The organism is Streptomyces yongxingensis, assembly GCF_055597465.1.
In genome coordinates, this window is record NZ_CM145717.1 from 4,045,967 (window position 1) to 4,072,095 (window position 26,129).

23 protein-coding genes are annotated in these 26,129 nt (G+C 72.9%); 14 read left to right on the top strand and 9 right to left on the bottom strand.

Annotation, left to right across the window (positions count from 1 at the left end; all coding sequences use genetic code 11):
- Positions 1-59 precede the first annotated feature (59 nt).
- On the top strand, positions 60-650 hold the full coding sequence (locus tag ACZ6TD_RS16850; protein WP_471354827.1) for a PepSY domain-containing protein: 591 nt from the start codon (positions 60-62) through the stop codon (positions 648-650).
- A 62-nt stretch (positions 651-712) separates the two neighbouring features.
- On the opposite strand, the gene meaB is transcribed toward ACZ6TD_RS16850, so the two are convergent.
- Both meaB and ACZ6TD_RS16860 read right to left on the bottom strand, forming a co-directional pair.
- Positions 713-1,672: a methylmalonyl Co-A mutase-associated GTPase MeaB gene (meaB, locus tag ACZ6TD_RS16855; RefSeq protein WP_471354829.1), complete on the bottom strand. Its 960-nt coding sequence runs from the start codon at positions 1,670-1,672 to the stop codon at positions 713-715.
- 69 nt (positions 1,673-1,741) lie between these two features.
- On the bottom strand, positions 1,742-2,920 hold the full coding sequence (locus tag ACZ6TD_RS16860; RefSeq protein ID WP_471357804.1) for an acetyl-CoA C-acetyltransferase: 1,179 nt from the start codon (positions 2,918-2,920) through the stop codon (positions 1,742-1,744).
- Positions 2,921-3,076: 156 nt separating this feature from the next.
- On the opposite strand from ACZ6TD_RS16860, the gene mce reads away from it, so the two are divergent.
- The 6 genes from mce to ACZ6TD_RS16890 all read left to right on the top strand — a co-directional run bounded on the left by mce (position 3,077) and on the right by ACZ6TD_RS16890 (position 12,483).
- Entirely contained in the window at positions 3,077-3,529 is a 453-nt protein-coding gene (mce, locus tag ACZ6TD_RS16865) for a methylmalonyl-CoA epimerase (protein ID WP_471354831.1), read from the top strand.
- A gap of 245 nt (positions 3,530-3,774) precedes the next feature.
- Positions 3,775-7,803 (top strand): polarized growth protein Scy, encoded by a 4,029-nt coding sequence (scy, locus tag ACZ6TD_RS16870; protein WP_471354833.1) that lies wholly within the window; start codon positions 3,775-3,777, stop codon positions 7,801-7,803.
- A gap of 259 nt (positions 7,804-8,062) precedes the next feature.
- Positions 8,063-9,001 (top strand): cellulose-binding protein, encoded by a 939-nt coding sequence (locus tag ACZ6TD_RS16875; RefSeq protein ID WP_470004790.1) that lies wholly within the window; start codon positions 8,063-8,065, stop codon positions 8,999-9,001.
- A 309-nt stretch (positions 9,002-9,310) separates the two neighbouring features.
- A complete protein-coding gene (locus tag ACZ6TD_RS16880; RefSeq protein ID WP_471354835.1) occupies positions 9,311-10,213 on the top strand; it encodes a hypothetical protein in 903 nt (300 codons plus the stop codon).
- 81 nt (positions 10,214-10,294) lie between these two features.
- Positions 10,295-11,566, top strand: a complete 1,272-nt coding sequence (locus tag ACZ6TD_RS16885) for an ABC transporter ATP-binding protein (RefSeq protein WP_471354837.1) — start codon at positions 10,295-10,297, stop codon at positions 11,564-11,566.
- Positions 11,563-12,483, top strand: coding sequence for an ABC transporter permease (locus ACZ6TD_RS16890; RefSeq protein ID WP_471354839.1), 921 nt, complete (start codon positions 11,563-11,565; stop codon positions 12,481-12,483). Before ACZ6TD_RS16885 ends, ACZ6TD_RS16890 begins: the two co-directional genes overlap by 4 nt.
- 97 nt (positions 12,484-12,580) lie before the next feature.
- Here ACZ6TD_RS16890 and ACZ6TD_RS16895 read toward each other — a convergent pair whose 3' ends face one another.
- Positions 12,581-12,898 carry an ATP/GTP-binding protein gene (locus ACZ6TD_RS16895; RefSeq protein ID WP_471354840.1) on the bottom strand — a complete coding sequence of 106 codons (318 nt, stop codon included), beginning with the start codon at positions 12,896-12,898 and terminating at the stop codon, positions 12,581-12,583.
- A 209-nt stretch (positions 12,899-13,107) separates the two neighbouring features.
- On the opposite strand from ACZ6TD_RS16895, the gene ACZ6TD_RS16900 reads away from it, so the two are divergent.
- A complete protein-coding gene (locus ACZ6TD_RS16900; RefSeq protein WP_471354842.1) occupies positions 13,108-14,148 on the top strand; it encodes an LLM class flavin-dependent oxidoreductase in 1,041 nt (346 codons plus the stop codon).
- Positions 14,149-14,185: 37 nt separating this feature from the next.
- Here the strand turns inward: ACZ6TD_RS16900 and ACZ6TD_RS16905 are convergent, their stop codons facing one another.
- Positions 14,186-14,578 carry an SCO5389 family protein gene (locus tag ACZ6TD_RS16905; protein ID WP_452873611.1) on the bottom strand — a complete coding sequence of 131 codons (393 nt, stop codon included), beginning with the start codon at positions 14,576-14,578 and terminating at the stop codon, positions 14,186-14,188.
- Between the two features lie 211 nt (positions 14,579-14,789).
- Between ACZ6TD_RS16905 and nucS the strand changes: the two genes are divergently transcribed.
- On the top strand, positions 14,790-15,452 hold the full coding sequence (gene nucS / locus ACZ6TD_RS16910) for an endonuclease NucS (RefSeq protein ID WP_174890204.1): 663 nt from the start codon (positions 14,790-14,792) through the stop codon (positions 15,450-15,452).
- 658 nt (positions 15,453-16,110) lie between these two features.
- Here the strand turns inward: nucS and ACZ6TD_RS16915 are convergent.
- From ACZ6TD_RS16915 to ACZ6TD_RS16930, 4 genes are all read right to left on the bottom strand, one after another.
- Positions 16,111-18,759, bottom strand: a complete 2,649-nt coding sequence (locus ACZ6TD_RS16915) for an ATP-binding protein (RefSeq protein WP_471354845.1) — start codon at positions 18,757-18,759, stop codon at positions 16,111-16,113.
- Positions 18,760-18,971: 212 nt separating this feature from the next.
- On the bottom strand, positions 18,972-19,295 hold the full coding sequence (locus ACZ6TD_RS16920; protein WP_211123629.1) for an STAS domain-containing protein: 324 nt from the start codon (positions 19,293-19,295) through the stop codon (positions 18,972-18,974).
- Between the two features lie 155 nt (positions 19,296-19,450).
- Positions 19,451-20,299, bottom strand: a complete 849-nt coding sequence (locus tag ACZ6TD_RS16925; RefSeq protein WP_470004783.1) for a 3-hydroxyacyl-CoA dehydrogenase family protein — start codon at positions 20,297-20,299, stop codon at positions 19,451-19,453.
- A gap of 82 nt (positions 20,300-20,381) precedes the next feature.
- Positions 20,382-21,023: a TetR/AcrR family transcriptional regulator gene (locus ACZ6TD_RS16930; RefSeq protein ID WP_471354846.1), complete on the bottom strand. Its 642-nt coding sequence runs from the start codon at positions 21,021-21,023 to the stop codon at positions 20,382-20,384.
- 80 nt (positions 21,024-21,103) lie between these two features.
- Here ACZ6TD_RS16930 and ACZ6TD_RS16935 point away from each other — a divergent pair, with 80 nt between their 5' ends.
- The 3 genes from ACZ6TD_RS16935 to ACZ6TD_RS16945 all read left to right on the top strand — a co-directional run bounded on the left by ACZ6TD_RS16935 (position 21,104) and on the right by ACZ6TD_RS16945 (position 23,355).
- Positions 21,104-21,886, top strand: coding sequence for an ABC transporter ATP-binding protein (locus tag ACZ6TD_RS16935; RefSeq protein WP_471354848.1), 783 nt, complete (start codon positions 21,104-21,106; stop codon positions 21,884-21,886).
- Positions 21,887-21,972: 86 nt separating this feature from the next.
- Entirely contained in the window at positions 21,973-22,728 is a 756-nt protein-coding gene (locus ACZ6TD_RS16940; RefSeq protein WP_471354850.1) for an ABC transporter permease, read from the top strand.
- A 54-nt stretch (positions 22,729-22,782) separates the two neighbouring features.
- A complete protein-coding gene (locus ACZ6TD_RS16945; protein WP_471354852.1) occupies positions 22,783-23,355 on the top strand; it encodes a cob(I)yrinic acid a,c-diamide adenosyltransferase in 573 nt (190 codons plus the stop codon).
- A 97-nt stretch (positions 23,356-23,452) separates the two neighbouring features.
- Here the strand turns inward: ACZ6TD_RS16945 and ACZ6TD_RS16950 are convergent, their stop codons facing one another.
- Positions 23,453-24,004, bottom strand: a complete 552-nt coding sequence (locus ACZ6TD_RS16950; RefSeq protein ID WP_471354854.1) for a hypothetical protein — start codon at positions 24,002-24,004, stop codon at positions 23,453-23,455.
- A 170-nt stretch (positions 24,005-24,174) separates the two neighbouring features.
- Here ACZ6TD_RS16950 and ACZ6TD_RS16955 point away from each other — a divergent pair, with 170 nt between their 5' ends.
- Both ACZ6TD_RS16955 and ACZ6TD_RS16960 read left to right on the top strand, forming a co-directional pair.
- Positions 24,175-25,389, top strand: a complete 1,215-nt coding sequence (locus tag ACZ6TD_RS16955; RefSeq protein ID WP_471354856.1) for a sensor histidine kinase — start codon at positions 24,175-24,177, stop codon at positions 25,387-25,389.
- A 23-nt stretch (positions 25,390-25,412) separates the two neighbouring features.
- The gene (locus tag ACZ6TD_RS16960) at positions 25,413-26,102 is read left to right on the top strand and encodes a response regulator (protein WP_138913785.1); all 690 of its coding nucleotides are present in this window, start codon (positions 25,413-25,415) and stop codon (positions 26,100-26,102) included.
- The last annotated feature ends 27 nt before the right edge of the window (positions 26,103-26,129 follow it).

The following is a 26,129-nucleotide window of genomic DNA, read 5'->3' on the forward strand; positions in this document are numbered from 1 at the left end:
TTCAGCATCGCTCCGCGATGGTGGTGGACATCCGAACAGCACACGGGGAGGAAACCCTCATGAAGCGCAACATCGTCATCGCGTCCGTCGCCGCGGCGGCCCTGGTCACCGGCGGTACGGCCGTCGCCGTGGCGGGCACCCAGCCCTCGTCCCCGGCGGCCCGGTCCGCGGCCCCGGCGGCCGGGTCCGCAGCCCCGGCGGCCGGGTCCACCGGCACATCGCTGAACCAGGCGGCCGACGCCGCGCTCAAGGCCGTCCCGGGCACGCTGGGCTCCATCGACCGGGAGGACCACGGCCGGTGGGAGGCGGACGTCCTGGGCAAGGACGGCACGTGGCACGAGGTCACGCTGGACGCCAACGGCAAGGTGATCGGCCAGCGCGTCGACAGGGACACCGACCCCGAGGACGCCGCCGAGGCCAAGGCCCTGCGGAACGCCGACGTCTCGGCCACCGAGGCGGCCCGGAAGGCCGCGTCCCGGTCCACGGTGACCTCCGTGGAGTTCGACGGCGACCGCACCCCGGTGTGGGAGGTCGAGACCGTGAAGCACCACAAGGAGCATGACCTGAACGTGGACGCCCACTCGGGCAAGGTCACCCAGGCCCCGGCCGACGACGACCACGGCGACGACGACAGCGGCGACGACGACTGACCGGAGGTTCGCCGGCGGGTCGGCCGAGCGGGCGGAGCGGGGACGGCCCCGCCCCCGCCCCCTCAGCCCTGCTCGGTCACCCCCGCCACCAGCTCGTCCGCCGCCGCATACGGATCCAGCTCGCCCGCGACGACCCGCTCCGCGAGCGCCCCCAACCGCCGGTCTCCGTGCAGGTCACCGATCCGCTCCCGCAGCGCCGTCACCGCGATCGTCTCGACCTCGCCCGCCGCCCGCCGCATCCGGCGCTCCGCGAGCACACCGTGCTCCTCCATCCACGCACGGTGCTTCTCCAGCGCCTCGACGACCTCCTCGATCCCCTCGCCGCGCGCCGCCACGGTCTTCACGATCGGCGGCCGCCAGTCGCCCGGCGACCGGGCCTCGCCCAGGCCCAGCATGTGGCCCAGCTCACGGGCCGTGGCGTCGGCGCCCTCCCGGTCGGCCTTGTTGACCACGTACACATCGCCGATCTCCAGGATCCCGGCCTTGGCCGCCTGGATCCCGTCGCCCATCCCCGGCGCGAGCAGCAGCACGCTGGTGTCGGCCTGGGCGGCGATCTCCACCTCGGACTGGCCGACGCCCACCGTCTCCACCAGGATCACCTCGCAGCCGGCCGCGTCCAGCACCCGGATGGCCTGCGGGGCGGCCCAGGCGAGCCCGCCGAGGTGGCCGCGGGTGGCCATGGAGCGGATGTAGACGCCGGGGTCGGAGGCGTGCTCCGACATCCGTACCCGGTCGCCGAGGAGCGCCCCGCCGGAGAACGGCGAGGAGGGGTCCACGGCGAGCACGCCCACCCGCTTGCCCGCCCGCCGGTAGGCGGAGACGAGCGCGGAGGTCGACGTGGACTTGCCGACCCCCGGCGAGCCGGTCACCCCGACCACATACGCGCCCCCGGTCAGCGGAGCGAGCGCGGCCATCACCTCGCGCAACCGCGGCGAGGCGCCCTCGACCAGCGAGATCAGCCGGGCGACCGCACGCGGCCGCCCCTGCCGCGCCTGCTCCACCAGCGTGGGCACATCAGCCATGGGTGCCGTACTCCTCATCGCCTGAGCACAATCGCTTGATCACAACGGACACCGGATTCCCGCGCGGGGCTACTTCCCCGCCGGCACCCGCAGGATCAGCGCGTCGCCCTGCCCGCCGCCACCGCACAGCGCCGCCGCGCCGGTGCCGCCGCCGCGCCGCCGCAGCTCCAGCGCCAGATGCAGCGCGATCCGCGCGCCGGACATCCCGATGGGGTGGCCGAGTGCGATCGCGCCCCCATTCACGTTCACCTTTTCGGGGGAGACGCCCAGGTCCTTCATTGACTGCACGGCGACCGCGGCGAACGCCTCGTTGATCTCGATGAGATCGAGGTCGTCCACCGTCAGCCCGTCCTTGCCCAGGGCGTGCGCGATCGCGTTGGACGGCTGCGACTGGAGGGAGTTGTCGGGTCCCGCCACATTTCCGTGGGCGCCGATCTCGGCGATCCACTCCAGCCCGAGCTCCTCGGCCTTGGCCTTGCTCATCACGACGACCGCGGCGGCACCGTCCGAGATCTGCGACGCCGTGCCCGCGGTGATCGTCCCGTCCTTGGTGAACGCGGGCTTCAGCCGGGCCAGCAGCTCCGTGGTGGTCTCGCCGCGGATGCCCTCGTCCTTGTCGAAGACCACCGGCTCGCCCTTGCGCTGCGGGATCTCCACCGGGGTGATCTCGGCGTCGAAGAGGCCGTTCTTCTGCGCGGCGGCGGCCCGCTGGTGGGACTGGGCCGCGAACTCGTCCTGCTCGGGGCGCTGGATGCCCAGCCGGGTGTTGTGCTTCTCGGTGGACTCGCCCATGGCGATGTGCTCGAAGGCGTCCGTCAGCCCGTCGTACGCCATCGCGTCGAGCATCTCGACCGCGCCGTACTTGTACCCATCACGGGACTTGGGCAGCAGGTGGGGGGCGTTGGTCATGGACTCCTGGCCGCCCGCGACCACGATGTCGAACTCACCGGCGCGGATGAGCTGGTCGGCCAGGGCGATCGCGTCAAGACCGGAGAGGCAGACCTTGTTGATCGTGAGGGCGGGCACGCTCATCGGGATGCCGGCCTTGACCGCCGCCTGACGGGCGGGGATCTGCCCGGCGCCGGCCTGGAGCACCTGCCCCATGATCACGTACTGCACCTGCTCGGCACCGACCCCGGCCCGCTCCAGCGCGGCCTTGATCGCGATCCCGCCCAGATCTGCGCCGGAGAACGAGCGCAGGCTGCCGAGCAGCCGTCCCATGGGCGTGCGCGCGCCCGCCACCATCACGGAGGTCGTACGAGTCATTGGTGCGTCCCTTCACGAGGAGAAGGAAGTTAACGAGGGTTATCGTCAATGTACTGACGAGTACCCGCGCGGTCACCGGCCCATCGGTGTGATCGCGCGCACGTTGCGTAACCGACCGTACGGCGGTGCACTGTTCCCATGCTGACGAGAATCGACCACATCGGGATCGCCTGTTCCGACCTCGACAAGACTGTCGAGTTCTACCGTGCCACGTACGGCTTCGAGGTGTTCCACTCCGAGATCAACGAGGAGCAGGGCGTCCGCGAGGCCATGCTCAAGATCAATGAGACCTCCGACGGCGGGGCCTCCTACCTGCAGCTTCTCGAGCCGATCCGGGAGGACTCCGCGGTCGGCAAGTGGATGGCCAAGAACGGTGAGGGCGTCCACCACATCGCCTTCGGCACCGCCGACGTCGACACCGACTCCGAGGCCATCCGCGACAAGGGCGTCCGGGTCCTCTACGAGCAGCCCCGCCGGGGCTCGATGGACTCCCGGATCACCTTCCTCCACCCCAAGGACTGTCACGGTGTGCTGACCGAGCTCGTCACCGCCGCGAACCCCGCCGCGCACAAGGCCGAAGAGGATCACTGAAGCGGACCACTGACCTACCCCTTCCCCGGCCGGTAGAGTGCTGCATCGGCCGGGGTACGGAAACGGAGAGGGTTCGGGGTCCGGCCCGGGCTTCGCCGATGATCTGACACCATTTCTTCGGAAGGGCCAGCTCCGGTCCGACCCGGCACGCACTTCGCCTGGTCGGTACCGCAAGGGAACCGTCGAGGGCCCCGGGTCACCGCAAGGGACCACGGGAGCCGGGAGGGTTACGGAGCCGGCCGCCAATGCGACCAGGGGACGGATGGGACCGCGCAGTGCGGGGCTACGACCGCTACGAGCCTGACGATCAGCTCTCGAAGTTCGAGGCCGAGATGGAGCGGCTGAAGACCGAGCGGGAGAAGGCCGTCCAGCACGCCGACGACCTCGGCTACCAAGTCGAGGTGCTGCGCGCCAAGCTGCATGAGGCGCGCCGTAATCTGGCGGCCCGCCCCGCCTACGACAGCGCCAACGTCGGCTACCAGGCTGAGCAGTTGCTGCGGGACGCGCAGCTCCAGGCGGACCAACTGCGCGCCAACGCCGAGCGGGAGCTGCGCGAGACCCGGGCCCAGACCCAGCGGCTGCTCCAGGAGCAGGCCGAGCGGCAGTCCCGGCTCGAGGCCGAGCTGCACGCCGAGGCCGTGGCCCGGCGCCAGCGGCTGGACCAGGAGCTGGCCGAGCGCCGCGCCACCGTCGAGTCGCACGTCAACGAGAACGTGGCCTGGGCCGAGCAGCTGCGGGCCCGTACCGAGGCGCAGGCCCGCCGGCTCATGGACGAGTCCCGGGCGGAGGCCGAGCAGGCCCTGGCCGAGGCCCGCGCCGAGGCCCAGCGGATGACCGAACAGGCGCGCCAGCGGCTGGGGTCGGAGGTGGAGGCCGCCCGCGCCGAGGCCGAGGCGATTCTGCGCCGGGCCCGTACCGACGCCGAGCGGCTGCTGACCAACGCCGGCGCCCAGGCCCAGGAGGCCACCGACCACGCCGAGCAGCTGCGCACCTCCACCGCCAGCGAGGCGGACCAGGCCCGCCGTGCCGCGGCCGAGCAGACCCGCGCCGCCGAGCAGCGGATGCAGGAGGCCGAGCAGGCGCTGCGCGAGGCGCGCAGCGAGGCCGAGAAGGTGGTCACCGAGGCCAAGGACGCGGCGGCCAAGCGGCTCAGCGCCGCCGAGTCGGACAACGAGCAGCGCACCCGCACCGCCAAGGCGGAGGTCGCGCGGCTGGTCGGCGAGGCCACCAAGGAGGCCGAGCGGCTGCGGGCCGAGGCCGAGCAGCTACGGGACGACGCCCGCGCCGAGGCCGAGCGGATGATCGCCGAGGCGAGCGACGACGCCCGGGCCAGGGCCGCCGAGGACTCCGCGGCCCAGTTGGCCAAGGCGGCCCGGAGCGCCGAGGAGGTGCTGACCCGCGCCTCGGAGAAGGCGCAGGCCACCACCAAGGCGGCCACCGACGAGGCGGAGCGGATCCGGCGCGAGGCCGAGGAAGAGGCCGACCGGCTGCGGGCCGAGGCCCATGAAACCGCCGAGCAGCTCAAGGGCTCGGCGAAGGACGACACCAAGGAGTACCGCGCCAAGACCGTCGAGCTGCAGGAGGAGGCCCGCCGGCTGCGCGGCGAGGCCGAGCAGCTCAAGTCGGAGGCGGCCGCCGAGGGCGAGCGGGTCCGCGCCGAGGCGCGCCGTGAGGCGGTCCAGCAGATCGAGGAGGCGGCCAGCACCGCCGAGGACCTGCTGACCAAGGCCAAGGCCGACGCCGAGGAGACCCGCTCCGGTGCCACCGCCGAGAGCGAGCGGGTGCGCACCGAGGCCATCGAGCGGGCCAACGCGCTGCGCCGGCAGGCCGATGAGCTGCTGAAGCGGGCGCGTGGCGAGGCCGAGGAGCTGGTGACCTCGGCCGAGGAGCAGGCCGAGCGGGTCAAGTCGGAGGCGGCCACCGCGGCCGAGGAGCTGCGCGAGGAGGCCGAGCGGGCCGCCGAGGACCGGCGCGCCGAGGCCGAGGGCGAGCTCAACCGGCTGCACCAGGAGGCCGAGCAGCGGCTCTCCTCCGCCGACCAGGCGCTGCGGGACGCCCGCGAAGAGGCGGAGCGGCTGCGCAAGGAGACCGCCGAGGAGATCGAGCGGCAGCGCACCGAGTCCGCCGAGCGGCTGAACGGCTTGCGCCAGCAGGCCGAGGACGAGGCCGCCCGGCTGCGCGACGAGGCCGCGGCGGACGCGTCGAACGCGCGCGCGGAGGGCGAGTCGGTGGCCGTACGGCTGCGCGGCGAGGCCGCCGCGGAGGCCGAGCGGCTGCGCTCGGAGGCCCAGGAGACGGCCGACCGGGTGCGCGCGGAGGCGGCGAGCGCCGCCGAGCGGATCGGCGCCGAGGCCGCGGAGGCCCTGGCCGCCGCCCAGGAGGAGGCGGCCCGCCGCCGCCGCGAGGCCGAGGAGCTGCTCGCCGACGCCCGCGAGGAGGCGCAGGCGGAGCGTACGGCGGCGCGGGAGCAGAGCGAGGAACTGCTGGCCGCCGCCCGGAACCGGGTCTCCGAGGCGCAGGCCGAGGCGCAGCGGCTGGTCGAGGAGGCCGAGCGGCGCTCGGCCGACCTGGTGGCCGCCGCCGAGCAGACCGCCCAGCAGGTGCGGGACTCGGTCGCCGGGCTGCACGAACAGGCCGAGCAGGAGATCACTGCGCTGCGCAGCGCCGCCGAGCACGCCGCCCAGCGGGTGCGCGACGAGGCGCAGGCCGAGGCCGACCGGGTCCGCGCGGACGCCTACGCGGAGCGGGAGCGCGCCTCGCAGGACGCCACCCGGGTGCGGCGGGAGGCCACGGAGGAGTCGGAGGCCGCCAAGTCGCTCGCGGAGCGCACGGTCGCGGAGGCGATCGCCGAGTCGGAGCGGCTGACCGAGCAGGCCCGCGAGGAGGCGAACAGGCGCCGCGCCGATGCCGCCGAGCAGGCGGACCGGCTGGTCACCGAGGCCACCCACGAGGCCGAGCGGCTGCGCGCCGAGGCCAACGAGACGCTCGACGAGGCGCGCCGCTCGGCCAACAAGACCCGTGCCGAGGCCGCCGAGCAGGCCGATACGCTCGTCAGCGGCGCCACCGAGGAGGCCCAGCGGCTGGTCTCGGAGGCCACCACGCGGGCGCAGGTGCTGCGTACGGAGGCGTCCGACGCGCGGGCGACCGCGGAGCAGGACGCGGCCCGCACCCGGGCCCAGGCCCGCGGCGACGCCAACAACATCCGCTCCGAGGCGGCCGAGCAGGCGGACCGCCTGGTCACCGAGGCCCGGAACGAGGCCGAGCGGCTGCACGCGGAGGCGAGCAGCGAGGCGGAGCGGCTGCGCAGCGAGGCCGCGGAGACCGTCGGTTCGGCGCAGCAGCACGCGGCGCGCACCCGCGCCGAGGCCGAGCGGGTCGAGACCGAGGCGGCGGCCGCGGCGGAGCGGATCCGCAACGAGGCGCAGGCCGAGGCGGACCGGCTGATCGACCGGGCGCGCGAGGACGCCAACAAGCGGCGTTCGGACGCCGCCGAGCAGGCCGACCGGCTGATCACCGAGGCATCGGCGGAGGCCGAGCGGCTCACCTCCGAGGCTCAGGAGGCCGCGCTGCGCGCGGCGACCGCGGCCGAGGAGCAGGCGGACACCATGGTGGGCATGGCCCGCCAGGAGGCGGACCGGCTGGTCTCCGAGGCCACGGCCGAGTCCAACGCCATGGTGGAGAAGGCCCGTACGGACTCCGACACCATGCTGGGCGAGGCCCGGGGCGACGCCACGGCCATCCGGGAGCGCGCCGAGGAGCTGCGCGCCCGTACCGAGGCCGAGGTCGAGGAGTTGCACGAGCGGGCCCGCCGGGAGTCCGCGGAGCAGATGAAGGCCACCGGCGAGCGGGTCGACAAGCTGGTCGCGGCGGCCACCGCGCAGTTGATGAAGGCCGAGGAGAAGGCCAAGTCGCTGGTCGCGGAGGCGGAGAGCGAAGCGAGCCGGGTGCGGATCGCGGCGGTGAAGAAGGCCGAGGGTCTGCTGAAGGAGGCCGAGCAGAAGAAGACCGAGGCGGAGCGGGAGGCGGACCGGCTCCGGACCCAGGCCACGGACGAGGCGCAGCAGATCGTGGACGAGGGCAAGCGCGAGCTGGAGTTGCTCAAGCGCCGCCGCGAGGACATCAACGCGGAGATCTCCCGTGTCCAGGACGTCCTCGAGGCGTTGGAATCCTTCGAGACCCCCGCGTCGGGTGGCGCGGGCGGCAAGGAGAACGGCCAAGTCAAGACGGCGGCGGGTGCGGGTGCGACGAGGAGTGGAAAGCGGTCGGAGGGGTAACCGTATCCGGGGGGACGAGTCTCAGCTGTGCCTATCGAGGTTTCGCTTAAGTCTCGCGTCGGTTTCGCGTAAGTCTCGCGTCAGGCTGCGTCCATCACTGCATGTCCGTATCATCCCGACGAGTGACGAGGTCTCCGTCTTACTGCCACTCAAAAGGCTGGACATCTTGCAGATCAAACAGACGTTGACTCGATGACACGCCGTTCGGCCCCCTAGGATTCCCTCTATCACCTCACCGGTCTCTTTCGACAGGAACCCCATGAGCGACACTTCCTCCCCCTTCGGCTTCGAGCTCGTGCGGCGTGGGTACGACCGCGGTCAGGTGGACGACCGCATTTCCAAGCTCGTCGCCGATCGTGACAGTGCACTGGCCCGTATCACCTCTCTGGAAAAGCGCATCGAGGAGCTGCACCTCGAGACGCAGAACGCTCAGGCCCAGATCAACGATTCGGAGCCGTCCTACGCGGGGCTCGGCGCCCGGGTCGAGAAGATCCTCCGTCTCGCCGAGGAAGAGGCGAAGGATCTGCGCGAGGAGGCTCGCCGCGCCGCCGAACAGCACCGTGAGCTGGCCGAGTCGGCCGCCCAGCAGGTCCGCAACGACGCCGAGTCGTTCGCCGCCGACCGCAAGGCCAAGGCCGAGGACGAGGGCGCGCGGATCGTCGAGAAGGCGAAGGGCGAGGCGGCCACGCTGCGCCAGGAGGCGCAGAAGGACGCCCAGTCCAAGCGCGAGGAGGCGGACTCCCTCTTCGAGGAGACCCGCGCCAAGGCCGCGCAGGCCGCCGCCGACTTCGAGACCAACCTCGCCAAGCGCCGCGAGCAGTCCGAGCGCGACCTGGCCTCCCGTCAGGCCAAGGCCGAGAAGCGCCTCGCGGAGATCGAGCACCGCGCCGAGCAGCTGCGCCTGGAGGCCGAGAAGCTGCGCACCGACGCCGAGCGCCGCGCCCGCCAGACGGTGGAGACCGCGCAGCGCCAGGCCGAGGACATCGTGGCCGACGCCAACGCCAAGGCGGACCGCATCCGCAGCGAATCCGAGCGCGAGCTCGCGGCCCTCACCAACCGCCGCGACAGCATCAACGCCCAGCTGACCAACGTCCGCGAGATGCTGGCCACGCTGACCGGCGCGGCGGTGGCCGCGGCCGGTGCCCCGGGCGAGGACGAGGCGGTCAACCGCGGCGTCCCGGCCCAGCAGTCCCGGTGACCCTCGGTCACACCGGAGCGCCCGATGCCCCGCGCCGCCCAAGCGGCGCGGGGCACGCGCATGTTGTGGGCAACGATCGCCTTCCCGGCCAGGCCGGCTATGGCATTGCGGCCGCGGGCCGCCAACCCAGTCCCTCCGGCACTTGAGGAGCCGGGGTGCGGGGGCGGAGCCCCCGCGCGAGCCGGGGCGCGGCACCGACAAACCCAGCCCCTCCGGCGCTTGAGGAGCCGGGGTGCGGGGGCGGAGCCCCGGCGGGGGCCGGGCGGGGGCCGGTTTCGGGGAGGGGCGGGGTGGGGGAGGCAACCCCCCGTGACCGACCGCACCCTCACAACCCTCGGCTTCGCCGACGTCCCCGCCCAACAACCCCTCACCTACCCCGGCCGCCCCATCACCCACCCCACCCTCCTCACCACCGGCGAGCTCTGGGACCTCACCCCCACCCCAGGCCGCCTGGGCACCTGGACCGTAAGCCCACACCCCGGCGGCGAACAGCCCGAAGAGCCACTGGACGCCGTCCTCACCCGCCTGGGCCACCCCGCAACCCCCCACCGCCACCCCGTCATCGCCGTCGGCTCCAACGCCTCCCCCGCCCAGCTCCACCACAAGCTGTCCCGCCCCGGCCGCCCGGCCACCGTCCCCATGGTCCCGGTCGACGTACACGGCATCGCGGTCGGCTGCTCCGCCCACATCGGCCGGTACGGCTACGTGGCCTCCGCCCCGTACACGGCACCCGGCGCCCGCACCCCGCTCGTCATCGGCTGGCTGGACGCCGAGCAGCTCGCGGCCGTGGACGCCACCGAGTACCCCAACTACCGCCGCGTCCTGCTGCCCGGCAGCGAGTACCCGATGGTCATGCCGTCCGGCGAGCGGCTCGGCGGCGCGTACCTCTACGTCGGCGAGCGCGGAGTGCTGATGTCCCCGGACGGCACCGAGCGCCCCCTCCCCGGCGGCGGCGACCAGAGCGCCCTGCTCACCCGCCTGCTCGCCGGCTCATCACGGCTGCGCGCACTCCTCGGCCCGGACCCCCGCTCCTGGGTCACCCGCGCGGGCGCCGACCCCGCCGTGCGCACGACCGGCACCCGGATCTTCCAGGAGGAGGGCTGGGCGCTGCCGCAGCCCGACCTCCTCCGCTGCCCGGAGGACGGGCAGCACGGCGGGCCCGGCGAGCCCTCAGGGCCCAAGAGTTACGATGCGCTCTCATCTCCCGAATAACGGGAACCGTCAACGCGCCGTTATCCTCCTAAGCCTCATCGGGGGCGAGCACGCCCGACCCATGCTCATGAGGGGCGGAGAATGATAGAGGCAGTCGGCCTCACGAAGCGCTACGGCGCCAAGACGGCCGTGTACAACCTGTCCTTCCAGGTGAGGCCCGGCGCCGTCACCGGATTTCTCGGGCCCAACGGGTCGGGCAAGTCCACCACCATGCGGATGATCCTGGGCCTCGACGAGCCCACCGCCGGCCATGTCACGGTCGGCGGCTACCCGTTCCGCAAGCTGCCCAACGCCCCCCGCCAGGTGGGCGCGCTGCTCGACGCCAAGGCGGTGCACGGCGGCCGCAGCGCCCGTCAGCACCTGCTCTGCCTGGCCCAGCTGTCCGGCATCCCGGCCCGCCGGGTGGACGAGGTGCTGGGCGTGGTGGGCCTCCAGAACGTGGCGCGCAAGCGCTCCAAGGGCTTCTCGCTCGGCATGGGCCAGCGGCTGGGCATCGCGGCCGCCCTCCTGGGCGACCCGCAGGTGCTGCTCTTCGACGAGCCGGTCAACGGCCTGGACCCCGAGGGCATCCTCTGGGTCCGCAACTTCATGAAGCAGCTGGCCTCCGAGGGCCGCACCGTCTTCGTCTCCAGCCATCTGATGAGCGAGATGGCGCTCACCGCCGACCATCTGATCGTGATCGGGCGCGGACAACTGCTCGCCGATATGAGCGTCAAGGACTTCATCTCCTACAACTCCGCGGACTTCGCGCGGGTCCGCACCCCCGAGGGCGACCCGGGCCAGCGCGAGAAGCTGACCGCCGCGCTGAGCGAGGCGGGCGGCCAGGTGCTGCCGGAGCAGGACGGCGCGCTGCGGGTGACCGGGCTGCCGCTGCCGCGCATCAGCGACCTCGCGCATGGGGCGGACGTCCGGCTGTGGGAGCTCTCCCCGCACCAGGCGTCGCTGGAAGAGGCGTACATGCGGATGACGCAGGGCGCGGTGGACTACCGCTCGACCATCGACGAGCGCGCCGCCCTGCAGCAGCAGGTGCCGGGCGCGGTGCCGCAGGGCGGGCCGTACGGCTATGCGCCGGGCGCTCCGGGACAGCAGATGGGCTTCCCGCCGGGGACCGTACTGCCGGGCTACGCCGAACCCCCGACCCCGCCACAGCAGCACGCCCCGCACACCCCGGGCGCCCCGATGCCCACCGCACCTGCCGCCCCGGCCATGCCGCCCACCGCTCCCCCGGCGAGTCCGGCGACTCCGGCGGCCCCCGCGGCCCCTGCGGCTCCCCCCGCTCCCCCGGCCCAGCCGCCCGCGGCGCCGTCCGCCCCCGCCGATCTGACCAAGAGCGACACCGAGGACGCCCGATGACGACCCCGTACCAGCAGCAGTACCAGGCGCCCGTCCCCCCGCAGGGTCCTCCGCAGATGCCGCCGCAGGCGGCCCCGCACCAGCCGGTGCCCTCCGGACCTCCGTCGCAGCCGTACGCCGGTGTCGGCCCGTACACCTCGCCGATCCCGGTCCGCCAGACCCACCTCGGCAATGCCCTCGCCTCCGAGTGGACCAAGATCAAGTCGGTGCGCTCCACGATCTGGACGCTGGGCGTGATGGTCGCGCTGGTGGCCGGGATCGGGCTCCTGGTGGCGGCGAGCACCAGCGACGGCGACTACCAGAGCGTCCCCACCACCCTCCCCGGATTCTTCGGCACCCTGCTCGGCCAGTTGTGCATCGTCACCCTCGGGGTGCTCGTGATCACCTCCGAGTACGGCACCGGGATGATCCGGACCACCCTCACCGCCTCCCCGCAGCGCTCCCGGGTGCTCACCGCCAAGGCGCTGGTGTTCTTCACCCTCTCGTTCACCACCACGACCCTCGCGCTCGCGCTGGTGGCCTTCGCCAGCACCGGGATGCACAGCGGTCCGGGTGTCCAGGAGCCGACGAGTGACCAGCTCCTGGGCGCGACGGTCGGCGCGGGGCTCTATGTGTCGCTGCTGGGGCTGCTCTCGCTGGCCGTCGGCTGCATGCTGCGGCACTCCGCGGGCGCGATCACCACGATGCTCGGTGTGGTACTGCTGCCGGCCATCCTCCCCGCGTTCCTGATGATGTCGGACAGCCTCCGCGACCTGGGGGTGAAGATGCAGGAGTACTCCTCGCCCCAGGCGCTGGCCTCCCTCTTCCGGATCGACGAGAGCCTGAACAGCGGCTGGCCCCAGCTGTGGGCGCTGGCCGGAATCACGGCGGGGGCGATGATCGCCGCCTATGTGCTGCTGGAGAAGCGCGACGTATAGAGCTTCGAGGGCGCACGGAGCCGGGAGTGGCCTTGAGCCGAATGCACGGCGCCCGAGCCGAATGCACGGCGCCCGAGCCGGATGCACCGCGCCCGAGTCAATATCGCGGTGCGTTACGGGACCGCTGGAGCTTCGCGCTCCGGCGGTCCCGTGCGTTCCAGCACGCCTTGTGCCAGTGGCGCCGGTCGTCCGCGCCCATGTGCTGCTGCCAGGCGACCACATGCGCCACCCCCGGCGGAATCTCCTGGTCGCAGCCCGGGCAGCGGTAGTGCTTGGCGGCCGCCCCGCCGCCGACCTGCCGGACCACCCACTCCTCCCCCTGCCAGGTCTCCATGCGGTCGAGGCCATAACGGCCCGTACTCTCGTGGCCGACGGGCTTTTCTCCGCCTCGCGGGCGGTTTCGGCGTGGAGACACGGGGCACCTCGACAGAGCTGGTAGCTAACGGGCTGTGACCAGCGTACGCGCTACGGTCACCCTCCGGGAAAGTCGTCGTCCACACCCACCCTCTGATCATCATGAAAACTTCATGCATGGCCGTGCCCTTGGCACGTGTCAGGCGTTAATGCCTATGAGGGGGGATGCCCGCGCCGGCACATCAGCCGCGACAAGGAGGCAGTTTCACGATGGATGTGGGGGCTTTCATCCTGGCCGCTCAATTCCCAGGCCAGGGACAGGAGGAGGCGCTGCACCGGGCGGTGCGGTCGGCCGAGCTCTCCGAGGAGACCGGGCTGGACGCGGTCTGGGTCGCCGAGCACCACTTCGTTCCGTATGGCGTCTGTCCGTCCGCGGTCACCCTCGCCGCTCTACTGCTGGGGCGTACCCGCCGGATCGGCGTCGGTACGGCGGTGAGCGTACTGCCGACCGCGCATCCCGTCGCGCTGGGTGAGCAGGCGGCACTGCTCCATCTCCTCTCCGGTGGCCGGTTCACGCTGGGTGTCGGCCGCGGCGGGCCCTGGGTGGACCTCGAGGTCTTCGGCTCGGGTCTGCGGGCGTACGAGCAGGGTTTCCCCGAATCGCTCGATCTGCTGCTGCGCTGGCTGCGCGAGCCCCGGGTGGGGGCCGACGGCGAGCGGTTCGCCTTTCGCGAGGTGGCGGTGGTGCCGCGCCCCGACGACGCCCTCGCCGGGCCGGTGGTGGGCGCCCCGCCGGTGGTCGTCGCCTGCACCTCGCCCACCAGTGTGCGGCTGGCCGCCGAGCGCGGGCTGCCCATGCTGCTCGGCATGCACTGCGGGGACGAGGAGAAGGCCGAGGTGGTCGGCCTGTGGCGGAAGTCCGCGCTGGCGGCGGGCCGTTCGCCGGAGCACGTCGAGGCGGTGGCGGCGCGGCATGTCTCGGCCGGGGTGGTGCAGATCGCGGACACCCGCCCCGCGGCGGCCGAGATCCTGACCAAGGCGATGCCCGGCTGGCTGCGGCAGGGTCTTGAGGCGCATGTGACGGTCGACGGCCGGGAGCGCCGGATGCGCGACCCGGTGGCCTATGCGGAGCTGCTGTGCGAGCTGCATCCGGTGGGCTCGCCGCGGCTGTGCGCCGACCGGCTGGCGGCGACCGCGGAGCGCACCGGGATCCGCCGGTTCGCGCTGCTCGTCGAGGGGTCGGGCGATCTGGCGGCCACGGAGGAGAACGTACGACGGCTCGGTGGTGAGGTGCTGCCGCTCCTGCGCTGATACACCTCCCCCTGGGGGAGCGGCAGCGTACGTCCCGTCAGCAGTCGCGGAGTTCGGGTGACTGGTTGAGCAGTTGCCCCCGGACCGAGGTGAAGCGGGCGAGGCGCTCGTCGGCCGATGTGTCCATCGGGAAGACCGCCACCCGGTGACAGTTCTGGAAGGCCAGCCGCACCCCGAAGTGGCGCTGCAGCGCGCCGCGTATCGCGTCACTGGCGAGTGCGCGGAGCAGTTGACCGCGGGCCTGCTCATCGGGCGGCGGCGTCTGGTTGTCGGCGAACTCCCCGCCGTCCACCTTCAGCTGGGCCACCAGCGAGCTGATCATCTCCCATGCGTACGGTAGGGAGTTCCGGACGCAGTCGACGAAGGCCGCTTCGTCGACCTCGCCTCGCTCGGCCTGTTCGAGCAGGGCCGGTGAGACGTCGAGCGACATGGGTTCTCCTCTCGCGACCCCGCGAGCGGGGTCTCAGGGATGGGAAGGGCGGACGGCGACGCAGCGTACCCGTCCGACGACCGCCCGCTTCAACGGTAATTCGGCCACTGCGCCCGCACCAGGAGAATGGGCACACAACCAGCCATCGCCGAAGGGGTCCATCGGCGGACGAATCGCGTGCGGCGGTGGTGGTCGAGTAGCGTTGCCGACCATGCGTCTCGTCATCGCCCGGTGCTCGGTGGACTACGCCGGCCGCCTCACCGCCCACCTCCCCTCAGCACCCCGTCTGATCCTGGTCAAGGCCGACGGCAGTGTGTCCATCCACGCGGACGACAGGGCCTACAAACCCCTCAACTGGATGTCTCCGCCGTGCACGCTGAAGGAAGGCGACGACGATGTGTGGACGGTCGTGAACAAGGCGGGCGAGAAGCTCATCATCACCATGGAGGAGGTCCTCCATGACTCCTCGCACGAACTCGGCGTCGACCCCGGACTGATCAAGGACGGTGTCGAGGCCCATCTCCAGGAGCTGCTCGCCGATCGTATCGAGACACTCGGCGATGGCTGGACGCTTATTCGGCGTGAATACCCCACCGCCATCGGTCCGGTGGACATTCTCTGCCGCGACGCGGACGGGGCGACGGTCGCCGTGGAGATCAAACGCCGTGGTGAGATCGACGGCGTCGAGCAGCTCACCCGCTATCTCGAACTCCTCAACCGGGACCCGCACCTCGCCCCGGTGAAGGGCGTCTTCGCCGCCCAGGAGATCAAGCCCCAGGCCCGTGTCCTCGCCACGGACCGGGGCATCGGCTGCGTGGTGCTGGACTACGACGGGCTCCGGGGCATCGAGGACGACAAGCTCCGGCTCTTCTGACGCAGAGCCCGCTCTGACGTGGGAGGCCGGGACCGCGAGGCCCCGGCCTCCTCCCGTAGTACGAGCGCGCGCCCGACCCCCGGAGCCGGGCCCCCACGGGCTGCCCGGCGGACCACGCGGCGGCCGCATGGCGTTGCTTTCCCCTCCCCGCCCCTTCCCGATACCAAGGGCTCCGCCCCTGGACCCCGAGAACCCCCACCACACGGCGGAGCCGCACACCCACGCCCGCGAGAAGGGGCGGAGCCCCTGCCCGGGATCTGGCGCGCAGCCCCTGCCCGGGATCTGGGGCGCAGCCCCTGGCCGGGACCTGGAGCGCAGCCCCTCTCCAGGACCTGGAGCACAGCCCCTGGCCGGGGCCCGCGGCTTAGCCCCTCTCCGGGGCATGAAGCGCAATCCCTGCCCGGGACATGGAGCACAGCCCCTGCCCGGGGCCCGCGGCGCAGCCCCACCACGCGGCGGAGCCGCATACCGATGCCACAGGAAGGGGCGCAGCCCCTCGCCGGGGTCCGGGGCGGAGCCCCGGTTTCGGGAAGGGGCGGGGAGGGGAAGAGCTCGCCGCAAGCGTCACCATCCGCCGGACGCCACCCCTGGGCCGATCACATCACGCCACGGGCGCGGGGCGCCCCCTGGCGCGATCCGGCGCCCCCGCGCTGCGCCGCTACGCGACCGGGGTGGCCGTGCTCGACGCCGTGTGGGTCGTGGGGGCGCTCGCGGTCGTTGAGGTGTCGCCGGTGGGGGTCGTGGTCGGGGACGACGTCGTGGGCGTCGGCTTGGTGGGCTCGCCGGTCGGCGTCGTCGGCCTGCTCGTCGGCGGCTTGGTCGTCGGCCGCGGGTCGGAGGTCGTGGGGTGCGAGGACGGCGGCGAGGGCGGCTGCTCGGTGTCCGAGGGCGAGCCGCTGGTGGACGACGGGCCGCTGGTCGCCGTGGAGCCGCCGGGCGAGCCGCTGCCGCTGGGCGCGGCCCCGGACGTGGACGCCTTCGGCACCCCGCTGAGGCCCGGCTGGGGGGCCTGGCTGGTGCCGCTCGTGGGCTCGTCGGCGGTCAGGCCCTTGTCGTCGTCCCGCTGACTGGCCGAACGGTCCGGCTTGACCTTGTCGGCCGGGCTGCCCGAGTCGTCGCCCGAGGTGGCGCCCAGACCCAGGGTCACCACGGTGCCGAGCACGGCCACCAGCAGCACACCCGCGGCCGCTGCGACCACATTGCGCCGGGCACCGCCCGCCGCCAGCCGCCGCAGACCGCTCGGCTTGCCGCCCGAGGGCCCGGCGGGGGCGGAGGCGGGGTCAAGGGCCGTGGGGGTGGCGGGGGCGGCCACAGAGGTCCGGGAGGCGGACGGGACCACAGCCGTCACCGCCGTCGTCGCCGCCGTGCTGCCCATGGCGGCCATCGGCGTCGTGGTCGCCACCTTCGGGGTGACGATCGTGGTTTCGGTGTCGTCCGGCGCTCCGCCCGCCTCCGGGGGCGCCGCGTCGCCCTTACGGTTCCCACCGCTCGTCCCGAACGCCCCGGCCATCGCCGAGCCGGGCGAGCGGTCGGCGACCAGCGCCAGTGCGCGCCGGCCGGCGACCGTGCCCGGCTTGTCCGCGAGGACGCCCCGCAGCCCGATGGACGCCTCCAGCTCGGCGCGGGCCCGGTCCAGATGGCCCGTGCACAGCGCGAGGACACCCAGCTCGTGGTGGAAGTACGCCTCGTCCGCGACCTGCCCCGCCAGCCGCGCGGCCTCCTGGCCGTGCCGCACCGCGCGCTCCCAGGCGCCCCAGTGCAGCGCCGCGGCGAGGGCGGGCGCGGCGGCGCGGGCCAGGAGCACGGCGGCGTCGGCGTGGCCCGCCTCGCGGCTGCCGATGAGCGCGGTCATGGCCGCGAGGATCGCGTCGGCCTCGGCGGCGACGCGCTCGGGGGCCACCGAGGGGTGGCCGGCCCACCAGGCGTAGTGCTGGGCGACGGTGTGCGCGCGCCCGGCGTCCTCGTCGGCGTAGCCCTCCTCCGCGAGCTGGGCGGTGACGCGCGCCGCCAGCCGGTAGTGCGCTCCGACCGGGGTGACGAGGCCGCAGCCGAGCAGCTCGCCGAGGGCGGTGTCCGCGTGGGCGTCCCCGGACAGCGCGGGCAGATGGGCCTGGTGCGGGCATTCGCCACCGAGCGCGACCGCGAACCGCAGCGCGTCGCGGGCCGCCTCGCCCAGCCGGGCGGCGAGCAGCGCGGCGGGTGACGCCGCCTCGGCGATCGAGGGCAGCGGGACCTCGGCCTCCGGCGCGGAGGCGTCGTCGCGCTGGGCGTCCCGCTGGGCATCCCGCTGCCGCAGCAGCGCGCCCGCCTGGACGAAGCGCAGCGGCAGCCCCTCGGACTCGAACCACAGGTCCGCCGCCCAGCTCGCCTCGTCCTCGTCCAGGGGCCGTCGTGCGGCCCGCTCCAGCAGCTCGAGTCCGGCCGTACGGCTGAGCCCGGAGAGGAAGACCTCCTCCAGGTGGGAGTCGGGGGACGGCGCCGGGACATCGGGGGTGGCGGAGATCAGGAACGCGCATTCGGGGGTCGCGTCGAGGAACTCGTCCAGCGCGGCACCGCCGAACTCGATGTCGTCCAGGACGACGACCGCGCCGATCTCCCGCACCGCCTCCAGCAGCTCCGCGCGGTCCGGCCGGTACAGCGGGGCGCTGAAGACGGCGGCGTAGAGGTCGTGGAGGAGGTCGGTGGGGGTGCGGTGGTAGCCGGAGAGGCGTACGACGCCGTCGGGCGCGAGCCGCTCGCAGTCGGAGGCGACGGCCTCCAGCAGGGTGCTGCGCCCGGCGCCGGACGGCCCGGTGACCCGCACCGAGCGGCCGCGGGCGAGCAGCCGGGCGAGCCGCTCCCGCTCCTCGTCGCGCTCCAGCATCGGCAGCTCGGGCAGGACGGTGCCGGACGGGCGGGGCGCGGCGGCGGCACGGCGCAACTCGGCCCGCTCGTCGGGGCCGTGGCGCTCGGGCCGGGCGGGGCGCTCACCGGGCGGGCAGGGTTCTATCTCGCTGCCGTCGACGGGGTTGACCGTGAGCAGGTGGTCACCGGCGACGATGCGCGCGGTGCGGGCCGGGGAGGCGGAAGCGGGCACGGAGGAGGGAGAGGAAGCGGAGGAGGGCGGGGAGGCGGACGCGCCAGGCACCGGGGCGCCCAGCGGGGGCGTCGGCACGTCCCCCGTCGGCCCCGGTGGCCTCGGCGGCGCGGGCGGGCGCGGCGACGAGCCGTCGCCCAGGCTGTCCGCCGCACGCGACGCACCGGAAGCCGCACCCGGCGCGGCCTCGTCGTGGCCGTGCTCCTGCGATCCGCGGTTCTTCGGGTCCAATGTCCTTGCCCCCCAGATGCGTGGCGTGCTGTAAGGCTCCCCGGCCTGCCTTCGCTTCTGGTCCGGTGCCGCCGTAGGGAACGTGTCCGGCGCTCACCGAACCCCGGGCCGTACCGGACGGCCTGGACCTGCTCACAGTATCCACCGCGCCGGAGGGGGCCCACGCCACCCCGGGTAACCCACCGCCCCCGGGGAGGCGGAGTCCCCGCCGCTCAGACCCGCGGCAGGGACTCCGCCTCCAGTCCGCCTTCGATCGCGAGGATGCGGTGCAGCCGGGTGGCCACCAGCAGCCGCTGCATCTGGGGCGGCACCCCGCGCAGCACCAGCCGTCTGCCCATCCGGCCCGCCCTGCGGTGCGCGCCCATGATCACCCCGAGCCCGGTGGCGTCCCAGGAGTCCAGTTCGGTGAGGTCGAGGACGAGATCCCCGCCGCCGGCGTCGACGGCGGTGTGCAGGGCCGTACGGGCGTCCGCCGCGCTCCGGACGTCCAGTCGGCCCCCGACGACCAGCTCGGCGTGGTCGCCCCTGATGTGCATATGCGCTCCCCAATACGGTGGGTCGTGTCGTCAATGCGCCATTTCTGTCTACAGAACTGACTGCCCCTCACACGAGGAAGTTGCCGTCTGTAAGCGAATCGATACCGAATTCACCCAGGAGGGTGAGTTCCGGGCCTGGCGCCGCACCAAGGCCCTCAGTAGCGGTAGAAGCCCTCGCCGCTCTTCCGGCCGATGTCCCCCGCATCGACCATCCGGCGCATGATCTCCGGCGGTGCGAACTTCTCGTCCTGCGACTCGGTGTAGATGTTGTCGGTGGCGTGCAGCAGGATGTCCACGCCGGTCAGGTCGGCCGTCGCGAGGGGTCCCATCGCATGGCCGAAGCCCAGCTTGCAGGCGGTGTCGATGTCCTCGGCCGTGGCGACCCCCGACTCGTACAGCTTCGCCGCTTCCACGACGAGGGCGGAGATCAGCCGGGTGGTGACGAAGCCCGCGACATCGCGGTTGACGACGATACAGGTCTTGCCGACGCCCTCCGCGAACTCCCGTGCGGCGGCCAGGGTTTCATCGCTCGTCTTGTGACCGCGCACCAGCTCGCACAGCCGCATCATCGGCACCGGCGAGAAGAAGTGGGTGCCGACGACCCGCTCCGGGCGCCGGGTGGCCGCGGCGATCTTGGTGATCGGGATGGCCGAGGTGTTCGAGGCCAGGATCGTGTCGTCCTTGACCAGTTCATCGAGGGTGCGGAAGATCTCCCGCTTGACCTCGATCTTCTCGAAAACCGCCTCCACCACGACATCCGCGTCGGCGGCGGCGTCCAGGTCGGTCGTGGTGGTGATCCGGCCCAGCGCCCGCTCGGCCTCCTCCGCCTCCAGCTTGCCCTTGGAGACGAACTTGTCGTACGAGGCCCGGATGCCGTCCGTACCGCGCCGCAGCGCCTCGTCGGTCACATCGCGCAGCACCACGTCCCAGCCGGCCTGGGCCGAGACCTGCGCGATACCGGACCCCATGAGTCCGGCTCCGATGACCGCGAGCTTCTTGGCCACGACACACACCCTTTCGTCGACATTCGGTGTGCGTGGACCTTAACGTCCGTTCACCCCTTCGGGCAGCCCCTAGTAAGGCGCGTCACGGTGTGTTCTTCACCGCATAGTTGAGCACCGCGTCGCTGAGGAGCGACTCCATGACGTCGACCTTACGGAGGGCGTCCTCGGCGACCTCGTCCACGCCGCCGCCCTCCGCGAGACCGCGGAGGATGCAGCGCTGAACCGCGTTCTGGAGCCCGACCAGTTGGTGGGCGACGAACTCGGGGGTCGGGTCCTGCGGCGCGGCGGCCGCCTCCGCGCGGAGGGTGACGCCGAGGTGGTTGACCGTTTTCCCCGCGATGGTGAAGAGCCTGGCCATCAGCGCCGGCGAGTCCGCCATGACCTGCCGGAACCGCTCGTAGCCCTCGCTCAGCCCGACATAGGCGTGCCGCTCCCGGATGTCCTGGCGTAGCTGTTCGACGATCGCCCGTGCCGCCGACTGGCCGACCGCGCGCTCCCGTACGAGCCGGGAGGGGCGGTCGATGACCTCCTCCTCGCGGTCGACGAAGAGGTCCTCCTTGGTCGGGAAGTAGTTGTAGACCGTATTGACGGAGACCTCGGCCGCCTCGGCGATCTCAGCGATCGTGACCGCCTCGAAGCCGCGCGCCATGAACAGCCCGGTCGCGACGTCCGAGATGTGCTGCCTGGTCTGCCGCTTCTTCCGCTCCCTGAGTCCTTCCGCCATGGCCTCATCCTAGCTTCGCTGGGGCTCCTTTATTTTTGGGGTGATTGCAAAATTGGTGCGGCTCTGTTTTTCTGGATCCCATGGCAGTCATCACGGCGAACGGCCTCACCCACACCTTCCGGACCAAGCGCGGCCCCGTGGCAGCCGTGCGCGGTATCGACCTGACCGTCGAGCGCGGTGAGATCCTCGGCTTCCTCGGGCCCAACGGAGCGGGCAAGACCACCACGCTGCGCATGCTCACCACGCTGCTCCCGCCCACCGGCGGCAGCGCCACCGTCGCCGGGCACGACCTCGCCCGCGATCCGGCCGGAGTGCGCCGGCGGATCGGCTATGTGGCCCAGTCCGGCGGGGTCGATCCCACCGTCTCCGTACGGGAGGAACTGGTCACCCAGGGGCGGCTCTACCGGATGGGCAAGGCCGAGGCCACCGCCCGCGCCGGGGAGCTGGCCCGCGACCTGGGCCTGGCCGAGCTGCTGGACCGCCCCTGTGCCGCGCTCTCCGGCGGGCAGCGGCGGCGGCTGGACATCGCCCTCGGCCTGGTCCACCGGCCCGAGATCCTCTTCCTGGACGAGCCGACCACCGGGCTCGACCCCGGCAGCCGCGCCGATCTGTGGCAGTTGATCCGCAAGCTGCGCGCCGAGCACGGCATGACGGTCTTCCTGACCACCCACTACCTGGACGAGGCGGAGGCGCTGTCCGACCGGCTGGTCATCGTCGACCAGGGGCTGGTGGCCGCCGAGGGGACGGCGGAGCGGCTCAAGGCCGAGCACGGCGGCGCACCGGACGCCACCCTCCAGGACGCCTTCATCGCCATCACCGGGCGCGGCACCGCCCCGTGGAACCCCGCCCCGCTCGCCGTCTGACCCGGACGTACCCCGAGCACCGGAAAGCCCCAAGCGCCGGAAAGCCCCAAGCACCGGAAGCGCCCCAAGCAGAGGAACAAGGCCCCATGCCTCATCTCGTCTCCGACACGGCCCTGATATTCGGCCGCTACGCCCGCCAGACGCTGCGCTCCAAACCCGCCCTGATCTTCGGGATGGTCCAGCCGCTGCTCTTCCTCGTCTTCTTCGGCCCGCTGCTCACCGATCTGCCGCTCGGCGGCCGGGCCGGCTCCTGGCAGACCATCGTCCCCGGCATCCTCGTCCAACTCGGCCTGTTCAGCGCCTCGTTCGCCGGGATCGGGCTGATCCTCGAGCGGCGTACGGGCGTCATCGAGCGGATGCGGGTGACCCCGGTCAGCCGGCTGGCGCTGCTCATGGGCCGGGTGCTCAAGGACGTCGTCCAGTTGCTGTGGCAGTCCCTGGCGCTGGTGTGCGTCGCCGTGGCGCTCGGGCTGCGCGCCCCGGTGCTGGGCGTGGCGATCGGCTTCGTCTTCGTCGGCGTGCTGACCATCTCGCTCGCCTCGCTCTCCTACGCGCTGGCGATGCGGGTGTCCTCGCCGCAGGGCTTCGCGCCGGTCATCAACTCCATCACCATGCCCGCGATGCTGCTGTCCGGGATCCTGCTGCCGATGTCGCTCGGGCCCCGCTGGCTCGACATCGCCTCGCACTTCGTACCGTTCCGCTATCTCGTGGACGGGGTGCGGGCCGCCTTCGCCGGGGAGTACGGGGACGGGAAGATCGCGCTGGCCGCGCTGGTCGCCACCGCGCTCGCGGCGGTGGCCGTCACCCTCGGGGCGCGCCTCTTCCGGCAGGCCGGGGCTTAAGAGGGCGCGCGGATAGGTGGGGCCGCATCTGAGCCCCCGCGTAGGCTCGGAGCCATGGTCAAACTCACCCGCATCTATACGCGTACCGGCGACACGGGCTCCACCGCCCTCGGCGATATGAGCCGCACCGCCAAGACCGATTCGCGGATCGGCGCGTATGCCGACGCCAATGAGGCGAACGCCGCGATCGGGGTGGCCATCGCACTGGGCCAACTGCCCGCCGAGATCGTCAAGGTGCTGGTCCGCGTCCAGAACGACCTGTTCGACGTGGGCGCGGACCTGTGCACGCCGGTGGTGGAGGAGCCCGCCCATCCGCCGCTGCGCGTGGAGCAGAGCTACATCGACAAGCTGGAGGCGGACTGCGACCGCTTCCTGGAGGGGCTGGAGAAGCTGCGCAGCTTCATCCTCCCGGGCGGCGCCCCGGGCGCGGCGCTGCTGCACCAGGCGTGCACGGTGGTGCGCCGCGCCGAGCGCTCCACCTGGGCGGCGCTCACCGAGCACGGGGACTCGATGAACGCGCTCACCGCCACCTATCTCAACCGGCTCTCGGACCTGCTGTTCATCCTGGCCCGCGCGGCCAACAAGGAGGTCGGCGACGTCCTGTGGGTCCCGGGCGAGAACCGCTGAAAAACCACGGGCCCCGTCGGCCCCGGCCGCGCGGATCGCGCGTCGCCGGGGCCGACGGGGCGGGGCGGGGCCCGGCGTCGTCTGCCCGTTACGGGGGTTAGCGGGCAGACGACGCGGAGCGCTCCCGCTTGGGAAAGAGCGTGTAGCTGAGCGCGATGGCCACGTTGATGCCCATCAGGAACAGCATCTTCAACTGCCAGTCGCGCAGCGAGCCGATCTCACCGTCGTCGCCGACGTACCAGATCCCGCCCTGGAGCAGCGCGATGGCGATGACAGCGGCCAGCACCCAGCGGCCGGCGGTCTTCCACTCGTGCAGCGTGCGCGCCGCGCCGTACTTCGCGGGCTTGACCGGCGGCGGCCCGCCGAAGAAGCGGTGAGCCACCCGGGCGTCGACCCATTTGATCGTCGAATGGCCGAGCGCGGCCGAGTAGCCGATGTAGACGGCGGCGAGACCGTGCTTCCAGTCCGGTTCGGCGCCGTTCCTCAGGTCGATCACGGTCGTCACGAACAGCACCACCTCCAGCACCGGTTCGCACAGGAGCACGACGGTGCTCGCCTTCGGCATCTTCGCCACGTAGCGCAGCAGCAGGCCGATGCCCAGCAGCACCCAGAAGCCGACCTCACAGGCGATGATCAGCGCGACAACCACGATGTTTCCTCTCTCGCTCTGCCCTTGCCCTCAACCCTCCCCGTCGATCAGGCGGCGCGCGTCGTCGGCGGCGATGAATCGCGACTGCATCCTTCGATGTACGCCGCCGGGCGGCGGGCCCGGTCCCAAGGGGGAGGTTCGCGCGGGGTGCCACATGGTGTGATGGGGCCATGCCGTCCCGTCCCCACCTGCCACGCCCGCACCAGCATGACGTCCTGATCGGTATCGGCGGCCTGCTCGGCGGGGCGCTGATGTGGGGGTTGGGGCTGCACAGCAATGCGTCGTTCTTCGATACGCCCCGGTGGCTGGGCCTGATCGCCCTGGTCGTGGTCTCCGCCGTCGAGCTGCTGCGGCGTTCCAGGCCCCTCATCGGCCTGGGCGTCGGGACCGCCGCGCTCGCCGTCGACATCGTCAGCGGCGGGCTGGCCGCGACGATGCTGATGTACACCGACCTGATCTACGCGGCCGTCATGTACTCCGGACCCGTCGCCGCCCGGCGCATTCCCCGGATCTGCTGGCTCCTCACGGGGCTGGCGACCCTGGTGCCACTGGTCATCTACAACGACCTCGTGGCGCTGGCGGCCGGAGCGTTCTTCGCACTCCTCACCGTCACCCCGGCGTGGACCGGGTCGGTGGTCCGCAACCACCGCGAAGAGGCCGCGGCAGCCCGTCTGGAGGCGGAACGCGTGGCCCTGCTGGCCGAGTTGGACCGGCGGGAGGCGGTCGCCTCCGAGCGCTCCCGGATGGCGCGCGAACTCCACGACATGGTGGCGAACCACCTCTCGGCCATCGCCATCCACTCCAGCGCCGCGCTCTCCCTGAAGGACCCCGCCGCGACCGACGAGGCGCTCGGCGTCATCCGGGAGAACAGCGTGCGCGGCCTGGCCGAGATGCGCCGGCTGATCGGGCTGCTGCGGGACCCCGGGGAGACCTCGGAACCGGCCCCCACCTCCACGCTCGACGCGCTCGACACCCTGCTGGAGCAGGCCCGCACCAACGCCCGCCCCGGCGGCCAGGACATCGTCCTGTGCGACGAGCGGCCGGACGGCGCCGCCCCGCTGCCCGCCCCGGTCGAGCTCGCCGCGTACCGCATCGTCCAGGAGTCGCTCACCAACGCCCTCAAGCACGCCGCGCCCGGCCGGGTGGACGTCACGCTGGCGCACCGCGCGGACGGCCCGCTCGAGGTCAGCGTCATCAGCCCGTACGGCGACCGCGAGGGGCCCCGGGCGCCCGGCTCCGGCACCGGGCTGATCGGGATGCGCGAGCGGGTGTCCCTGCTCGGCGGCACGCTCGACGCCGGCCCGGTCACCGGGCCCGAGGGCACGGTGTGGCGGGTGCGGGCCGCGCTGCCGCTGGGCGACGAGAGCGCTCAGCGTGTGCCATGACCCTTCGACGACCAGGAGCCGCCGTGACCCCGCCCGCCCCGCCCGCCCGTTCCGCGTCCGAGCCGATTCGGGTGCTGGTCGCCGAGGACCAGGGCTCGGTCCGCTCCGGGCTGGTGCTGATCCTGCGGTCCGCCCCCGACGTCGAGGTGGTCGGCGAGGCGGTGGACGGCCTCCAGGCGGTGGAGATGGCCCGGGCGCTGCGCCCCGATGTGGTGCTCATGGACGTCCAGATGCCCCGGCTGGACGGGGTGTCGGCCACCCGCCAGGTGGTCGCCGAGCAACTGGCGGACGTGCTGGTGCTGACCACCTTCGACCTGGACGAGTACGTCTTCGGGGCGCTGCGCGCGGGCGCCGCCGGGTTCCTGCTCAAGGACAGCGAGGCGGCCGATCTGATCGAGGCGGTCCGTACGGTGGGGCGCGGCGAGGGCATGATCGCCACCGCGGTCACCCGCCGTCTGATCGCGGAGTTCGCCCGGCCCCAGGCCGCCCCCTCCCCCACCGCGCCCAGCCCCGAGGTGCTCGCCACGCTCACCCCGCGGGAGCGGGAGGTGCTGGCCTGTCTGGGGCAGGGGCTGTCGAACGCGCAGATCGCGGAGCGGCTCACCATGGCGGAGGCGACGGTGAAGACACATGTCAGCCGGCTGCTGAACAAGCTGGAGCTGCGCAGCCGGGTCCAGGCCGCGGTGCTGGCCCAGGAACTGGGCGTGCGCTGAGCGCTCCGCTGGAAGTGCCGCGACGGG

Coding starts and splice junctions, on each gene's coding strand:
- ACZ6TD_RS16900 (WP_471354842.1), top strand. CDS start 13,108: ATGGATGTGGGGGCTTTCATCCTGGCCGCTCAATTCCCAGGCCAGGGA.
- ACZ6TD_RS16930 (WP_471354846.1), bottom strand. CDS start 21,023: ATGGCGGAAGGACTCAGGGAGCGGAAGAAGCGGCAGACCAGGCAGCAC.
- meaB (WP_471354829.1), bottom strand. CDS start 1,672: ATGGCTGATGTGCCCACGCTGGTGGAGCAGGCGCGGCAGGGGCGGCCG.
- ACZ6TD_RS16875 (WP_470004790.1), top strand. CDS start 8,063: ATGAGCGACACTTCCTCCCCCTTCGGCTTCGAGCTCGTGCGGCGTGGG.
- ACZ6TD_RS16850 (WP_471354827.1), top strand. CDS start 60: ATGAAGCGCAACATCGTCATCGCGTCCGTCGCCGCGGCGGCCCTGGTC.
- ACZ6TD_RS16890 (WP_471354839.1), top strand. CDS start 11,563: ATGACGACCCCGTACCAGCAGCAGTACCAGGCGCCCGTCCCCCCGCAG.
- ACZ6TD_RS16940 (WP_471354850.1), top strand. CDS start 21,973: ATGCCTCATCTCGTCTCCGACACGGCCCTGATATTCGGCCGCTACGCC.
- nucS (WP_174890204.1), top strand. CDS start 14,790: ATGCGTCTCGTCATCGCCCGGTGCTCGGTGGACTACGCCGGCCGCCTC.
- ACZ6TD_RS16905 (WP_452873611.1), bottom strand. CDS start 14,578: ATGTCGCTCGACGTCTCACCGGCCCTGCTCGAACAGGCCGAGCGAGGC.
- ACZ6TD_RS16945 (WP_471354852.1), top strand. CDS start 22,783: ATGGTCAAACTCACCCGCATCTATACGCGTACCGGCGACACGGGCTCC.
- ACZ6TD_RS16920 (WP_211123629.1), bottom strand. CDS start 19,295: ATGCACATCAGGGGCGACCACGCCGAGCTGGTCGTCGGGGGCCGACTG.
- ACZ6TD_RS16935 (WP_471354848.1), top strand. CDS start 21,104: ATGGCAGTCATCACGGCGAACGGCCTCACCCACACCTTCCGGACCAAG.
- scy (WP_471354833.1), top strand. CDS start 3,775: ATGCGACCAGGGGACGGATGGGACCGCGCAGTGCGGGGCTACGACCGC.
- ACZ6TD_RS16955 (WP_471354856.1), top strand. CDS start 24,175: ATGCCGTCCCGTCCCCACCTGCCACGCCCGCACCAGCATGACGTCCTG.
- mce (WP_471354831.1), top strand. CDS start 3,077: ATGCTGACGAGAATCGACCACATCGGGATCGCCTGTTCCGACCTCGAC.
- ACZ6TD_RS16885 (WP_471354837.1), top strand. CDS start 10,295: ATGATAGAGGCAGTCGGCCTCACGAAGCGCTACGGCGCCAAGACGGCC.